The 13,322-nt window shown below is 48.2% G+C and carries 12 protein-coding genes and 1 pseudogene; all 13 read left to right on the top strand.

What is annotated here, in order from left to right:
- Window positions 1-2: 2 nt before the first annotated feature.
- The gene (fliQ, locus tag KIT90_RS26805) at window positions 3-272 is read left to right on the top strand and encodes a flagellar biosynthesis protein FliQ (protein ID WP_005433008.1); all 270 of its coding nucleotides are present in this window, start codon (window positions 3-5) and stop codon (window positions 270-272) included.
- Window positions 273-280: 8 nt separating this feature from the next.
- The gene (fliR, locus tag KIT90_RS26800; RefSeq protein ID WP_005438703.1) at window positions 281-1,063 is read left to right on the top strand and encodes a flagellar biosynthetic protein FliR; all 783 of its coding nucleotides are present in this window, start codon (window positions 281-283) and stop codon (window positions 1,061-1,063) included.
- 9 nt (window positions 1,064-1,072) lie between these two features.
- Complete coding sequence (flhB, locus tag KIT90_RS26795; protein ID WP_038896138.1) at window positions 1,073-2,203, top strand: flagellar biosynthesis protein FlhB; 1,131 nt, start codon at window positions 1,073-1,075, stop codon at window positions 2,201-2,203.
- Between the two features lie 239 nt (window positions 2,204-2,442).
- Complete coding sequence (gene flhA / locus KIT90_RS26790) at window positions 2,443-4,542, top strand: flagellar biosynthesis protein FlhA (RefSeq protein WP_005438706.1); 2,100 nt, start codon at window positions 2,443-2,445, stop codon at window positions 4,540-4,542.
- A gap of 28 nt (window positions 4,543-4,570) precedes the next feature.
- A complete protein-coding gene (gene flhF, locus KIT90_RS26785) occupies window positions 4,571-6,082 on the top strand; it encodes a flagellar biosynthesis protein FlhF (RefSeq protein WP_285379615.1) in 1,512 nt (503 codons plus the stop codon).
- Window positions 6,083-6,096: 14 nt separating this feature from the next.
- Complete coding sequence (locus KIT90_RS26780; RefSeq protein ID WP_005438708.1) at window positions 6,097-6,984, top strand: MinD/ParA family protein; 888 nt, start codon at window positions 6,097-6,099, stop codon at window positions 6,982-6,984.
- A complete protein-coding gene (locus KIT90_RS26775) occupies window positions 6,977-7,711 on the top strand; it encodes an RNA polymerase sigma factor FliA (RefSeq protein ID WP_005438709.1) in 735 nt (244 codons plus the stop codon). Before KIT90_RS26780 ends, KIT90_RS26775 begins: the two co-directional genes overlap by 8 nt.
- A gap of 45 nt (window positions 7,712-7,756) precedes the next feature.
- Entirely contained in the window at window positions 7,757-8,125 is a 369-nt protein-coding gene (cheY, locus tag KIT90_RS26770; protein ID WP_017635949.1) for a chemotaxis response regulator CheY, read from the top strand.
- A gap of 119 nt (window positions 8,126-8,244) precedes the next feature.
- Window positions 8,245-8,985 carry a protein phosphatase CheZ gene (locus KIT90_RS26765; protein ID WP_005433162.1) on the top strand — a complete coding sequence of 247 codons (741 nt, stop codon included), beginning with the start codon at window positions 8,245-8,247 and terminating at the stop codon, window positions 8,983-8,985.
- A gap of 9 nt (window positions 8,986-8,994) precedes the next feature.
- Window positions 8,995-11,250 carry a chemotaxis protein CheA gene (locus tag KIT90_RS26760; RefSeq protein WP_285379613.1) on the top strand — a complete coding sequence of 752 codons (2,256 nt, stop codon included), beginning with the start codon at window positions 8,995-8,997 and terminating at the stop codon, window positions 11,248-11,250.
- A 29-nt stretch (window positions 11,251-11,279) separates the two neighbouring features.
- On the top strand, window positions 11,280-12,395 hold the full coding sequence (locus tag KIT90_RS26755) for a chemotaxis response regulator protein-glutamate methylesterase (RefSeq protein ID WP_285379611.1): 1,116 nt from the start codon (window positions 11,280-11,282) through the stop codon (window positions 12,393-12,395).
- 8 nt (window positions 12,396-12,403) lie between these two features.
- Window positions 12,404-13,183: a ParA family protein gene (locus KIT90_RS26750; protein ID WP_005438728.1), complete on the top strand. Its 780-nt coding sequence runs from the start codon at window positions 12,404-12,406 to the stop codon at window positions 13,181-13,183.
- A pseudogene (locus KIT90_RS26745) lies at window positions 13,173-13,322 on the top strand (chemotaxis protein CheW); the annotation flags it as partial. The gene KIT90_RS26750 and the pseudogene KIT90_RS26745, both read left to right, overlap by 11 nt.

Here is a 13,322-nt window from a genome sequence, read left to right as displayed (position 1 = left end):
ACATGACTCCAGAAATGTTTGTCGAGCTTTTCCGTGATGCACTTTGGATGGTGCTGATCATGGTCTGTGCCATCATTATCCCAAGTTTGCTTATTGGTCTTGTCGTCGCTATTTTCCAAGCGGCAACCTCTATCAACGAACAAACGTTGAGTTTCTTACCACGTTTGATTGTTACCTTGTTGGCGTTAATGTTGTTTGGCCACTGGATGACCCAAATGTTGATGGAATACTTCTTCGGCCTGATTGAACGCCTACCACAGGTGCTCTACTAGAGGCGCGTATGGAGTATCCGACCCATATCGTCCTCGACTGGATCGCAAACTACTTTTGGCCCTATACCCGTATTTCTGCCATGTTGATGGTGATGACGGTAACCGGGGCACGCTTTGTCTCGCCTCGAATTCGTCTCTACCTCGGTTTAGCTATTACCTTTGCGGTTGCCCCTGCGATTCCTGCGGTGCCTCAAGATATTGAGCTGCTCTCTTTTCGTGGTTTTATGACCATTGCCGAGCAAATTATTATTGGTGTTGCGATGGGCATGGTGACCCAGTTTATGATCCAGACCTTTGTACTTTTAGGTCAGATCCTAGGTATGCAATCGAGCTTGGGTTTTGCCTCTATGGTCGACCCTGCTAACGGCCAAAATACCCCTTTGCTTGGTCAGCTATTTATGTTCTTGGCGACCATGTTCTTCCTCGCTACCGATGGGCATTTAAAAATGCTGCAATTGGTGGTGTTCAGTTTCAAAACCTTGCCGATTGGGTCTGGCTCGCTCAATGCGGTCGATTTCCGTGAAATGGCGAGCTGGCTTGGCATCATGTTTAAGACGGCATTGAGTATGTCGTTGTCGGGCATTATCGCGCTGCTCACGATTAACTTGTCATTCGGTGTAATGACACGTGCCGCACCACAGCTGAATATCTTCTCACTTGGTTTTGCGTTTGCCTTGATGGTGGGCTTGTTACTTTGTTGGTACATTCTGGCTGGTTTGTACAGTCATTATGAATTGTTCTGGGCAGTGGGTGAGGAGCAGATTTGTAACCTCATTCGCTTGGATTGCTAGGAGGCTGGATTGGCAGAGTCAGACGGTCAGGAACGCACCGAAGAAGCCACGCCCCGACGGTTACAACAAGCCAGAGAGAAGGGGCAGGTTGCTCGGTCTAAAGAGCTCGCATCGGCATCAGTGCTGATTGTGGGGGCTATCGCCTTAATGTGGTTTGGCGAGTCTTTGGCGCGCTCGCTGTTTTCGATCATGAGTCGTTTGTTTGATCTCAAACGCGATGAAATCTTCGATACCGCTAAGTTATTCGACATTGCGTTTGGTGCGATGACGGATCTGCTGTTCCCACTGTTCCTTATCCTCATCACCTTGTTTGTTGCCGCCATGATTGGTGCTGCGGGTGTTGGTGGTATTAGTTTTTCTGCTGAAGCGGCAATGCCGAAGCTTTCCAAGATGAACCCGCTCAGTGGTCTAAAACGCATGGTGGGCATGCAGAGTTGGGTCGAGCTGATCAAATCGATTTTAAAAGTTGCGCTGGTAACAGGGATGGCAATCTACCTGATTCAAGCGTCGCAAGCGGACTTGATTCAGCTAAGCATGGATGTGTATCCGCAAAATATCTTTCACGCTTTGGATATCTTGCTCAACTTCATCCTGCTGATCAGTTGTTCTTTGCTCATTGTTGTGGCGATTGATATACCGTTCCAGATTTGGCAACACGCTGATCAGCTTAAAATGACCAAACAAGAGATCAAAGACGAATACAAAGAGACCGAAGGTAAGCCTGAAGTGAAAGGTCGTATTCGTATGTTGCAACGTGAAGCGGCGCAACGTCGAATGATGGCCGATGTGCCGCAGGCCGACGTTATCATTACCAACCCGGAGCACTTCTCTGTCGCGTTGCGCTATAAGCAGAAAACCGACCGTGCGCCTGTGGTGATCGCCAAAGGTACCGACCATATGGCGATGAAGATCCGGGAAGTAGCGCGCGAACACGACATTACCATCGTACCTGCTCCGCCATTGGCGCGTGCGCTCTACCACACCACAGAGTTGGAGCAGGAAATTCCAGACGGCTTGTTTACCGCTGTAGCGCAAGTTCTGGCGTTCGTTTTCCAACTTAAGCAGTATCGTAAACGTGGCGGTCAACGACCGAAAATTCAGGACTACGACCTACCAATCCCACCTGAACATCGTCACTAGTGAAAATAATTGCATGGTGTGATTAGACAAAAATTCACATTAGATCAAAGGATTGTGATTTCTTTGAGCAACTAGTCATTATTTTGGCGTTAATCATGGTACACACATTGCTTAAATCGCGCTAATCAACAACAATACCTAAACTTTTAGGCGAAAGCTGTCGCGTAATACTAGTTACATGTGTGTACTTGCATGCCTCTGTTACGTGATGCTCCAGACCGATTGAGACACCTCGCAGTATGAAGTTAAGCCTGCCATTTGCAGATAAATTACCCAAAATTCCACAGCGTTCCATGCCTGCCATTGGTGCGCCTGTTATGGTATTGGCCACCCTTGCAATGGTGGTGTTACCTATACCTGCATTCCTGCTGGATTTATTCTTCACCTTTAACATCGCCTTAGCCATGGTGGTGTTGTTAGTGACCGTTTACACACGTCGTCCACTCGACTTTGCGGCGTTCCCTACGGTACTGCTTATCGCGACGTTATTACGTTTGGCGTTGAACGTTGCTTCAACCCGTGTGGTACTTCTGTACGGTCACGAAGGGGGCAATGCGGCCGGTAACGTAATCGAAGCCTTCGGTAACGTTGTTATCGGTGGTAACTACGCCGTCGGTCTGGTGGTTTTCCTTATCTTGATGATCATTAACTTCATGGTTGTAACCAAAGGTGCGGGTCGTATTTCTGAGGTAAGTGCTCGCTTCACCTTGGATGCCTTGCCGGGTAAACAGATGGCGATCGATGCAGACTTGAACGCTGGTTTGATTGACCAAGACCAAGCGCGTTTACGCCGTTTTGAAGTGACCAAAGAAGCCGACTTCTACGGTTCAATGGACGGTGCGTCTAAATTCGTAAAAGGTGATGCGATTGCGGGTATTTTGATCCTGTTTATCAACATCATCGGTGGTCTATCGATTGGTATGGCGCAATACGGTTTGGGCTTCTCTGAAGCCATGCAAATCTACACCTTGCTGACCATCGGTGACGGCTTGGTGGCACAAATTCCATCGCTATTACTTTCTATCGCGGCTGCGATGATGGTAACGCGTCAAAATACTGATGAAGACATGGGCGAACAGCTGATTTTCCAGATGTTCGACAACCCGAAAGCCCTCATGATCACCGCCGCGATTCTTGGTGTTATGGGTATCGTGCCGGGGATGCCTCATTTCTCGTTCTTATCATTAGCGGTTATTGCTGGTGGTGCAGCTTACTGGCTCGACAAGAAGCAAAAACAAAAAGCCAAAGAACCCGCCTTACCAGCCAAAGCGGAAGATGGCAGTGAACCGATTTCTCAACGTGAGTTGTCATGGGATGACGTACAACCCGTCGATATCATCGGTCTAGAAGTAGGCTATCGCTTGATCCCGTTGGTGGATCGTGACCAAGGTGGTGAACTGCTGGAGCGTGTCAAAGGGGTGCGTAAAAAGCTTTCTCAAGACTTTGGTTTCCTTATTCCTGCGGTTCATATCCGTGACAACCTAGAACTGACGCCAAACAGCTACCGCATCACCTTAATGGGTGTTGCAGTTGGTGAGGCCGAGATTCGTCCAGATCAAGAACTGGCAATTAACCCAGGTCAGGTTTACGGCATGATTGAAGGCGAGCCAACTATGGATCCGGCATTCGGTCTAGAAGCGGTTTGGATTCGTGAAGAGCAGCGTGAACATGCCCAAGCATTAGGCTATACCGTAGTGGACTCATCCACGGTACTAGCTACCCATTTGAGCCAACTGCTGACCAACAACGCGTCACAACTGATTGGTCATGAAGAAGTACAGAACCTATTGGAAATGCTCGGCCGTAGTGCGCCTAAATTGGTGGAGAACTTTGTTCCTGATCAGTTGCAACTTGGTGTGGTGGTGAAAGTGCTGCAGAACCTGCTTAACGAAGCTATCCCAATTCGCGATATTCGAACCATCGTGCAAACCTTGGCGGAGTACTCGAGTAAGAGTCAAGAACCTGACATTTTGACTGCCGCAGTTCGCATCAGTTTGAAACGTCTAATTGTTCAGGAAATCAATGGTATAGAGCCTGAACTACCAGTGATAACACTCATTCCTGAGCTGGAACAAATCTTGCATCAAACCATGCAGGCATCAGGCGGCGAATCCGCTGGTATTGAACCGGGATTAGCTGAGCGACTTCAGTCCTCTCTGAGCCAAGCGACACAAGAGCAAGAACTGAAAGGCGAGCCTGCGGTTCTGCTGACATCTGGCGTATTGCGTTCCACATTAGCGAAGTTCGTTAAGAACACAATACCGAACCTCCGTGTACTGTCTTACCAAGAAATACCGGACGAAAAGCAGATCAGAATTGTGCAAGCCGTGGGCAACTAAGCCTGCGCATCATTAATGGATTTATAGTTTGAAAATTAAACGATTTTTTGCCAAAGACATGCGAACAGCGCTGCTCCAAGTGAAAGAAGAGCTTGGTGCAGAAGCGGTGATCATGTCGAACAAGAAAGTGGCAGGCGGTGTAGAGATCGTAGCGGCAATCGACGGCGAGTCCAATGCAGCTCCGACTTCACAGGCGCACTCTCTTCCTAACCGTGGCGCAGCTCAACCAAATCGTTATAGCGAACAACGTCAATTGCCGTCATCTGCAGCAGAGCGTTATCAAGATCGCCGTTTGGATGAAGACAGAATTAGCCTAAACGCGAACAATGAAAAATCAGGCTCAATGACGCAACGTTTCGCGAACATGCTCAAGCAATACAGCAATGGTGCTGCTGAATCAGATGACCATGTGGCAGAGAACGAAGATTCTTTGTCGGCATTACTGCAGCGCCAAAACAAGCATCGTGAAAGCTATAACCAAGAAAAGCCAGCGCCATATCAACCCGATTCGCCACTGGCGAAGTTGATAACACAAGACAACCGATTTGAGCGCCCAACACCTAAGTTAGATCCAACACGCTATGACCGTCGTCGTCCGTCGGATGAGCGAGAAGAGTCTAGTAGTGAATTAGAGAACATGCGCGAAGAGATGACATCAATTCGTCGTTTGTTGGAGCACCAAGTTTCCGGTTTGATGTGGCAAGAGGTAGAACGCCGTGAACCATTGCGCGCGATGCTGATTAAGCGTCTAGAGCGAATGGGCGTTTCACCGGAGTTGGCAGATCAAATGGCTTGCTACATTCCAGAAGACACTAAGCCGGCGCGAGCGTGGAAGGCACTGCTTTCTCTCGTGGCGGATCAAATTAGCATTCCAAAACAAGACATCTTAAAGCGTGGTGGTGTGGTTGCACTACTTGGGCCGACAGGTGTTGGTAAAACCACCACGGTTGCAAAGCTTGCAGCGCGTGCGGCAATGGAGTTTGGTGCCGACAATGTCGCCCTTGTGACAACAGATACATATCGCATAGGTGCACATGAGCAGCTCTCAATTTACGGAAGAATTATGGGTTGTCCTGTAAGAGTTGCTAAAGATTCTAACGAGTTAGCCGATGTTATATATCAGCTAAGAAACAGAAGACTGATTTTGGTCGATACGGCAGGGATGGGGCAGCGAGACGTAAGACTCTCTGAGCAGCTCGATACCCTGATGCAAGAGAGCGGTGAAGTGATTCACAGCTACCTTGTTTTGCCAGCTACCGCACAACGTCGTGTTCTACAAGAAACACTGGATCATTTCCGACGCATTCCGCTGTCGGGCTGTATTTTGACTAAGCTTGATGAATCATTAAGTCTTGGCGAATTCATCAGCGTGGTGATTCAGAACGCGATGCCAGTGGCTTATATTGCCAATGGTCAACGCGTACCAGAAGACATTGTGATAGCACAACCAAAATACATGATTGCGAAAGCAAATGAACTGTTAGAGAAGTCGACAGAGAACGAACCTCACTTTTGGAACAGTGACAGCGAAGGACTCTAGGGCGGCGGACTACTATGACTGAGAATATGATACACGATCAAGCAAGCGGCCTCCGTCGCTTAACACAACCATCATTGACTAAGGTAATTGCTGTTACTGGCGGTAAAGGTGGTGTGGGTAAATCAAACGTAACACTGGGTCTGGCGATCTGTATGGCGCGCCAAGGCAAAAAGGTGATGGTTCTCGACGCAGACTTAGGTCTGGCGAATGTGGACGTTATGCTCGGAATCCGTTCAAAACGTAACCTAGGGCATGTCCTTGCGGGTGAATGTGAGCTAAAAGATGCGATTGTTGAAGGCCCTTATGGTATAAAGATAGTCCCTGCAACTTCTGGCACACAAAGCATGACCGAGCTGTCTCACGCTCAACATGCTGGACTCATCCGTGCATTTGGTAGTCTTGAAGAAGAAATGGACGTACTGCTGATTGATACAGCAGCGGGCATTTCTGACATGGTAATTAGCTTTTCACGTGCAGCTCAAGATGTTGTGGTTGTGGTTTGCGATGAGCCAACTTCAATCACCGATGCCTACGCATTAATCAAGCTGTTGAGTAAAGAACACCAGGTTCAGCGCTTCAAAGTTGTTGCAAATATGGTCAGAAGCTACCGTGAAGGCAGAGAATTATTCGCAAAGTTGACTCTAGTCACAGAGCGCTTCTTGAATGTCAGCCTCGAACTCGTAGCATGTATTCCATTGGATGACAAAGTACGTCAAGCCGTGAAAAGACAGAAGATCGTTGTGGATGCCTTCCCTCGCTCTCCTGCGGCTTTAGCGATCAGCTCATTAGCGAACAAAGCACTGACGTGGCCACTGCCTAAGACACCAAGTGGACACCTAGAATTTTTCGTTGAAAGGTTGCTAAATCGTACTGAATTGGCAGAGGACCCTTTTGGTGAATAAAGCGATTACCTATGACCAACATGGCAAATTTAATAGCCAGCAGGCGTTCATTGAACGTTACTCGGTGTTGGTTAAGCGTATTGCTCATCACCTGTTAGGCCGTTTACCGCCGAGTGTTCAGGTAGAAGATTTAATTCAGGCCGGCATGATCGGCCTTATCGAAGCTCAGCAGAATTATGATGGTTCTAAAGGTGCGAGCTTTGAAACTTATGCAGGTATCCGAATTCGCGGTGCAATGTTAGATGACATTCGCAAAGGCGACTGGGTACCTCGTTCTGTTCATAAGAACAACCGCGAAATTAACCAAGCGATCGCAGAGCTGGAAGGTGTACTAAATCGTGATCCATCGGACTCAGAAGTAGCAGCACATCTCGGCATGACACTAGACCAATATCATAGTGCGCTTACCGACATAAACTGTTCAAAACTGGTGGGAATTGAAGATTTAGGCGTCTCTGATGATGTGATTTCACCGGCTGATGAAACCGATGACAGCAACCCATTTAAGGGCGTTGCTGATGAATCGTTCAAAAAAGCACTGGTTGAATCAATAAAACAGCTTCCAGAGCGTGAAGCGCTAGTACTTTCGCTTTATTATGACGAAGAACTCAATTTGAAAGAGATTGGCGATGTGTTGGGCGTAAGCGAATCTCGCGTAAGTCAAATACTGAGTCAATCGATGCAACGTTTACGCACCAAGCTCAGTGCGTGGACACAAAATGACTAAACACACTGATTTTACGATTCAGTGGAGGCAATTTTGAATAAAAACATGAAGATCCTTATTGTTGATGATTTCTCAACAATGCGCCGTATTGTTAAAAACCTGCTTCGTGACTTGGGTTTCAATAACACTCAAGAAGCGGACGATGGTTTAACTGCATTACCTATGCTGAAAAAAGGTGACTTCGACTTTGTTGTAACTGACTGGAACATGCCAGGTATGCAAGGCATCGACCTGCTTAAACACATCCGTGCGGATGCTGAACTTAAGCACCTACCTGTTCTAATGATCACAGCTGAAGCAAAGCGTGAGCAGATCATCGAAGCAGCTCAAGCAGGCGTTAACGGTTACATCGTTAAGCCGTTTACTGCTGCAACACTAAAAGAAAAATTAGATAAAATTTTCGAACGTTTATAACTCTCTCTTTCTCTTTGTTAATCGAGTCATCACTCCTAATACCTAATACTAAAGGGTGGCTCGTTTGACGCTAAAAAAGCGAAAAGAAAGAACTAAACGTAAAAAAGGGTCTATTCAGGATGATCTCACTAGAGCAGGCGAAGTCGCTCGTTCAGATGCTAGAAAGCGGGGAACAGGACCAAGCTAATGCGCTTGTTGCCTCGATATATGAAAGCGATGGGAATCCGATGCTAAAAGAAATCGGAACATTAACCCGCGACCTTCATGATTCACTTAAGCACTTCAACATCGATCAACGCATGACAGAAATTGCCAGGGCGGAAATCCCTGATGCAAGAGACCGTCTGCAATATGTGATTGATAAAACTGAGTTAGCAGCAAATAAGACGATGGATGCGGTTGAGTGCTGCTTGCCTATCGCCGATAACCTGCATGAGTGCCTTCAACAAGTTCGTCCTCAATGGAACGAACTCATGCACGGACGCATTGAATTAAGCGATTTCAAAGCGCTTTGCCATCGTATCGACGAGCTGTTAGTTCAAGTCGAAGGTGATAGCACTGAATTGCGCGGTCAGCTGACCGAAATTCTTATGGCACAAGACTTCCAAGACTTAACGGGTCAAATCATTCGCCGCGTGATCACGCTTGTCAATGAAGTGGAAGATCGCCTGGTTGAGATCTTGACCGTCTTTTCTGGCAATAAACCAGAAGAACAGACTCAAGTTTTGCCAGAACCGTCAGATAAAAAGATTAAACAATCAAGCGAAGCAGAAGGCCCAATTCTTAACCCTGAGCAAAGGGAAGATGCGGTCTCGTCGCAGGACGAAGTCGACGACTTGTTGTCCAGTCTTGGATTTTAAAGGTAACGTATGAGCTACGATTTAGACGAAGATATTCTTCAGGACTTTCTAATTGAGGCTGGGGAAATCCTTGAGCTGCTGTCTGAGCAGTTAGTTGAACTGGAAAATAATCCAGAAGACAAAGATCTCCTAAACGCGATTTTCCGCGGTTTCCACACGGTGAAAGGTGGTGCTGGTTTCCTATCATTGGCAGAACTGGTTGATACCTGTCACGGTGCTGAGAACGTGTTCGACGTGTTGCGAAACGGCCAACGTTCAGTGACGCCAAGCCTAATGGACACCATGCTGAAAGCGCTTGATACGGTTAACCATCAATTCCAAGCGGTTCAAGATCGTGAGCCACTAGATGCGGCGGATCCTGCGTTGCTAGAAGAGCTTCACCGCCTATGCAAACCAGAGTCTGAAGACGAAGTGGTCGCTGCTGTTGAAGCGCCAGTCGTAACACCAGAACCTGTGATTCCTGAGCCAGTCATCGAACAACCTGCTGCGCCAGTTGAGTCTGCTCCTGCATCTTCAAGCGTTGGCTCTGTTGACGAAATCACTCAAGACGAATTTGAAAAGCTATTGGACGAGCTGCACGGTAAAGGTACTGCTCCGGGTGCGTCTGTGTCAGCGCCAGTAACTCCAGCTGCGCCTGTTCAAGCAAGTGCGCCTGCGGCAGATAGCGGCGACATTACTGATGATGAATTTGAACGTCTATTGGACGAGCTACACGGTGTAGGCAAAAGCCCATCAGCATCAGATGTTGCTCCAGTAGAACCACCAAAAGCACCAGAGCCGGTTGCGCCGGCGGCATCTTCATTCTCAAACGACAGCGACTTAATGACGGATGAAGAGTTTGAGAAGTTACTTGATGAACTACACGGTGCTGGTAAAGGACCGACTCTTGAAGAGTTAGACTTTGCAACTAAACCTGCATCGGCAAACGTGGCACCAGAAGCGCCAAAAGCAGAACCAGCTCCAGCGCCTCAACCTGCTCCAGTAGCGGCTGCGCCTTCTCCTGCACCTGCTCCAGCTCCTAAGCCAGAAGCAAAACCGGTTGCGGTAAAAGAAGAAGCGAAAGCGCCAGCGGTTAAGAAGCCACAAGCAGAAGCAACTGTACGTGTTGATACTTCGACACTAGACACCATCATGAACATGGTTGGTGAGCTTGTATTGGTACGTAACCGTCTACTAAGCCTTGGTTTGAACAGCAACGACGAAGAAATGTCGAAAGCGGTAGCAAACCTAGACGTCGTGACTGCAGACCTTCAAGGTGCAGTGATGAAAACGCGTATGCAGCCAATCAAGAAAGTATTTGGCCGTTTCCCACGCGTTGTTCGCGATTTGGCGCGTAACCTAAATAAAGACATCGTGCTTGAAATGCGCGGTGAAGAAACCGACCTAGATAAAAACCTAGTAGAGGCGCTTGCGGATCCATTGATCCACTTGGTGCGCAACTCGGTTGACCACGGTATCGAAATGCCAGACGACCGCGCGAAAGCAGGTAAATCTCGTACTGGTAAAGTGATCCTGTCTGCATCACAAGAAGGTGATCATATCGAACTGGCTATCGTCGACGATGGCGGCGGTATGGATCCGAACAAACTTCGTGGCATCGCGGTAAAACGCGGCATGATGGACGAAGATGCGGCAGCACGCCTGTCAGATAAAGAGTGCTTCAACCTGATCTTTGCACCAGGCTTCTCGAGTAAAGAGAAGATTTCTGATATCTCTGGTCGTGGTGTAGGTATGGACGTGGTTAAAACCGCGATCAACACCCTAAACGGTTCTATCGATATCGACTCTGAGCTAGGCAAGGGCACTAAGATCACCATCAAAGTTCCACTAACACTGGCGATCCTCCCAACACTGATGGTTGGGGTAGGCGGTCATCCGTTTGCTCTGCCACTGGCGTCGGTTAACGAGATCTTCCACCTAGATCTAAGCCGCACTAACGTGGTGGATGGGCAGTTGACAATTATCGTACGTGATAAGTCTATCCCACTGTTCTACCTACAAAATTGGTTGGCTTCTAAGTCTCCACGTGTACAAGAGCGCACAGGCCACGGTCATGTTGTTATCGTACAGATCGGCAGCCAACGTGTTGGTTTTGTAGTGGATACATTGATCGGCCAAGAAGAAGTGGTGATCAAGCCGCTAGATAACCTATTGCAAGGCACGCCAGGTATGGCAGGTGCGACGATCACCAGTGATGGTCACATCGCATTGATTCTTGATGTGCCAGACCTACTTAAGCAATACGCTGCAGCTTCGCGCATCTAAGCGAAGCTGGAGTCGATAAAAGGAATAAAATGGCGATTAAAGTACTAGTCGTTGATGATTCGAGTTTTTTCCGTCGTCGCGTTAGCGAAATCATCAACTCAGAATCGCGCCTAGAAGTGATTGACGTTGCGGTTAACGGCAGAGAAGCGGTTGAGAAAGCCAAAACTCTCAAGCCTGACGTCATCACGATGGATATTGAAATGCCAGTCATGGACGGTATCACTGCCGTTCGTGAAATCATGGCTGCGTCTCCTACGCCAATCCTGATGTTTTCATCCCTGACTCACGATGGGGCGAAAGCAACGCTTGACGCACTAGATGCGGGTGCGTTGGATTTCTTACCGAAAAAGTTCGAAGACATTGCTCGCAACCGTGATGAAGCGGTGTCACTGCTTCAACAACGAGTGATTCAAATTGCGTCTAAGCGCGCGTTTATGCGTCGTCCAATTGCACGACCTGCGACTGCAGCGACCAATTCGACAGCGCGTCCTTTGGCTTCTCGCACTGCTGCGCCGACTGCATCTGCGCCAAGCCGTCCGATGGCAGCGAAATTCCGCGCATCAGGTAAGAAGTATCAGCTAACAGCGATTGGTACGTCGACTGGCGGCCCTGTTGCGCTACAAAAAATTCTGACTCGTTTGCCAGTTAACTATCCGCATCCAATCGTGCTTATCCAGCACATGCCAGCGACATTCACAGCGGCATTTGCAAGTCGTCTAAATACGCTATGCAAAATCCAAGTGAAAGAAGCGCAAGATGGTGATGTATTGCAAGCCGGTGTGGCTTATCTTGCCCCAGGCGGCAAACAGATGATGGTTGACGGTCGTGCTGGTGCTGCTCGCCTTCGTATTATCGATGGCGGCGATCGCATGAACTACAAACCGTGTGTTGATGTAACCTTCGGCTCTGCTGCAAAAGTCTACGGCGACAAAGTGTTGTCGATGGTACTGACAGGCATGGGCGCTGATGGTCGTGAAGGTGCACGTATGCTGAAATCAGCCGGTTCTACCATTTGGGCTCAAGACGAAGAAAGTTGCGTCGTTTATGGCATGCCACAAGCGGTTGCGAAAGCGGGCATCTCTACTGAAGATTTACCACTTGAACGCATTGCAGAGCGCATGCTGGTGGAAGTGGGCTTAGCGTAGGAAAGATCATGATCGTTTGGAGTGTAGCAAACCAAAAAGGTGGAGTAGGTAAAACCACATCAACCGTGACATTAGCTGGTCTATTGAGCCAAAAAGGTCACCGAGTGTTGATGGTGGATACCGATCCGCACGCGTCGCTGACGACTTATCTTGGTTATGATCCGGATGCCGTAACAACAAGCTTGTTCGATCTTTTTCAGCTGAAGACGTTTTCACGTGAGACGGTAAAGCCGTTGATCTTAGAAACGGATCTTGAAGGTATGGACATCATTCCTGCGCACATGTCGCTTGCTACGCTAGATCGCGTAATGGGCAACCGCAGCGGGATGGGTTTGATCTTGAAGCGTGCGTTACAAGCGGTTGCGCAAGACTACGATTATGTGTTGATTGACTGTCCGCCGATTCTTGGTGTGATGATGGTTAACGCATTAGCAGCCAGTGACCGCATCTTGATTCCGGTTCAAACTGAATTCCTTGCGATGAAAGGTTTGGAGCGAATGATTCGCACTCTGACCATCATGCAAAAGTCTCGTCCGGGTGGCTTCAAAGTGACTATCGTTCCGACTATGTACGATAAGCGCACGAAAGCTTCGTTGCAGACACTGACTCAGCTTAAAAAAGACTACCCGAATCAGGTTTGGACTTCAGCGGTTCCAATTGACACCAAATTCCGTGATGCGAGCTTAAAGCATCTGCCAGCTTCGCATTTTGCTTCTGGCAGTCGTGGCGTGTTTGCTTACAAGCAACTGTTGATTTACTTGGAGAGGTTAGCGTTCGATGAGCAATAACGACGTACTTTCCAGTGAACAAGCACTCGATGATTACTTCAGTGCTTTGCTTGGCGAAGAGGTCGAAGTTATTGAGCAAGAAGAAGAGCTTGACTTGCTCGCTCAAGAACTATCATCTGCAGAGCCAGAGCCAGAGCCA

Source organism: Vibrio sp. B172a (genome assembly GCF_030248355.1).
Lineage (GTDB): Bacteria > Pseudomonadota > Gammaproteobacteria > Enterobacterales > Vibrionaceae > Vibrio > Vibrio owensii.
This window is presented reverse-complemented; position numbering and strand designations above follow the sequence as displayed.